This is a genomic window from Moorena sp. SIO3I6, from assembly GCF_010672095.1.
The window spans coordinates 1-2,109 of record NZ_JAAHHU010000841.1 but is presented as its reverse complement, the minus strand read 5'-3'; the positions used below and the strand labels follow the sequence as shown (position 1 = coordinate 2,109).

Genomic DNA, 2,109 nt, shown 5'->3' with positions numbered 1-2,109 from the left:
CCTGCTGACACTCCCAACACTTGCACTGATTAATGTTTTGCCTCCCCATATGAGTACTCCGATTCTGATATTAGACTCCCTTGTCTAATTCTAAAACCATGAAGTTGTTTTTTAACAAGCCCTAAGCGCACACGTTGTTCTGCATCATAGGCTTTATCAGCAAGTAGCGCACCAATCTCATCAATGGAATCCAACAAGACGTCAGCGCCTTGTAAATCGTGGGCAAGGCCTGGAGTTAGATGAAATCCTGTGGGATTGCCCAAGGCATCGCTTGTAGCATGAATCTTGGTTGATAGTCCCCCAATGCTTAGGCCTATGGCTTGGGTAATGCAGGTATCATCAGGTTTTTTTTTCGCACCAGCGCACTCGTTGATGGGCACGCACAATGGTTGCATCAATGGCGGCATATTCGTTGTCAGCGTCTTCGGCTAAAACATCGAAAACCTTCTTCCAAACGCCTTTTTCAGACCAACGGGTATGCCGGGTATGAATGACGCGAAAATCCCCAAAACGCTCCGGTAAATCCCGCCAGGGAATTCCGGCACGATAGCGATATAAAACGGCTTCAACAAATAATCGATTGTCAATGGCCGTAGCACCAGGGTCGCCCTCTTTACCAGGTAAGAGGTGCTCGAGCCTTTCCCACTGGTCATCTCGCCAGCCATAACGTTTCATAATCATTTATGCCCACCTATTGTGATTGCAGGATTTACACGAATATCCTATCAAGCTACTTCTGTCAAACATTTTGATTGATGACACGCCCTAGGCTTATATACAAAGAGAGTACAAAGCAAATTGGTTAGTCTTAAGCGTAGACTAAATCAAAAATCACTAAGCTTTCTATCATACCACGAAAGACTTTTGCAAGAGGTATACTATTGTGTCGAACAACCCTGGTGGTCTGGTGTGACTTCAAGTCTCTTGGCTGATCCGGATATCAATAGACTTTGCGGCAGTTGTCGGGAACAGCGAATCTGCGGATCACCGGAACAGTGGACAAGAATTGACGCAAACACTATCAAAAAAATACTTTTGCAAGAGATATAATACAGTACAGGAATTTTGCCAATTTGAACACCCAGGGCAAACGCATCTAAATTTTTTTGACAAATCACTCTTTATATGCCAGGGTAATCGCCTCTAATTTTGTATCATATTTGACTGACAAAAGTAAGATTAAATAGATTTGAGAGGATAGAGAAGTTGTGCTCACCTGAGAATCACCCTTAGCTGTTAATGTAAATAAATCTAGAATGTCAGGGAGCAAAAGATGGCAAAAGGCTTTGTTAAAAAGGCGTTGAGCCCCAGGGAGGAAAAAGAGGCAAAGCTGCTCAAGCGTAGTGTGCTGAAAAATTTTAAACACCTAGAAGACCCCCGAGTGGCAAGAACACGACAGCATAACTTGGTCGATATTGTCACTGTGTCCCTGTTAGCAGTGTTATGTGGTGCCGATGGATGTGTTGCGATAGAGACTTACGGATTAGCGTTGCAATCGTGGTTGGAAAGGTTTTTAGAGTTGCCCAATGGCATACCGTCCCATGACACGATTGGAAGAGTTTTAGGTTTGTTGGACCGACTTGACCACGGGAGTTGGGATTTCTCAGTTGGGTTGCAGAGCTAACCCAGCAGGTGTGGATTACAGCTGCGACCTATCGATGGGAAGACCAAGAGAGGTTCCTATGACCGAAAAGGGAAGCTCAAAGCTCTGCATAGTGTAAGCGCCTGGAGCAGTGAGCATGGACTGGTGCTAGCCCAACAAAAGGTGGATCACAAGCCCAATAAGATAGTGCAGTACCAAAGTTGCTGAAATTGCTCAACTTAAAACGAACGGTGGTAACCCTCGATGCGATGGGAACTCAAATCGAAGTTGCACAGGCATTTCAAGCTGGCGGAAGGAGACTATGTTTTGGCACTCAAAGGTAATCAAGGTAAGTTTCGTCAGCAAGGGTCGAGTTGGTTCGAACAAGCCCAAGCCCAGCAATGGCAAGGCATTGACTACGACTATGACCAAACCATAGAGAGTGGACATCACCGTATCGAAGTCCGTCAGGTGTGGACTGTTTCTGTCAGCCAACTTCCCCCGTTGCATAGGCAAGATCAGTGGTA

1 protein-coding gene and 2 pseudogenes are annotated in these 2,109 nt (G+C 45.5%); 2 read left to right on the top strand and 1 reads right to left on the bottom strand.

What is annotated here, in order from left to right; genetic code table 11:
- Nucleotides 1-128: 128 nt before the first annotated feature.
- Nucleotides 129-675 (bottom strand): annotated as a pseudogene (locus tag F6K49_RS43415) (IS5 family transposase); the annotation flags it as partial.
- 598 nt (nt 676-1,273) lie between these two features.
- Here F6K49_RS43415 and F6K49_RS43410 point away from each other — a divergent pair.
- On the top strand, nt 1,274-1,624 hold the full coding sequence (locus tag F6K49_RS43410; protein ID WP_293107886.1) for a transposase family protein: 351 nt from the start codon (nt 1,274-1,276) through the stop codon (nt 1,622-1,624).
- Nucleotides 1,625-1,846: 222 nt separating this feature from the next.
- Nucleotides 1,847-2,109: pseudogene (locus tag F6K49_RS43405) on the top strand (hypothetical protein); the annotation flags it as partial.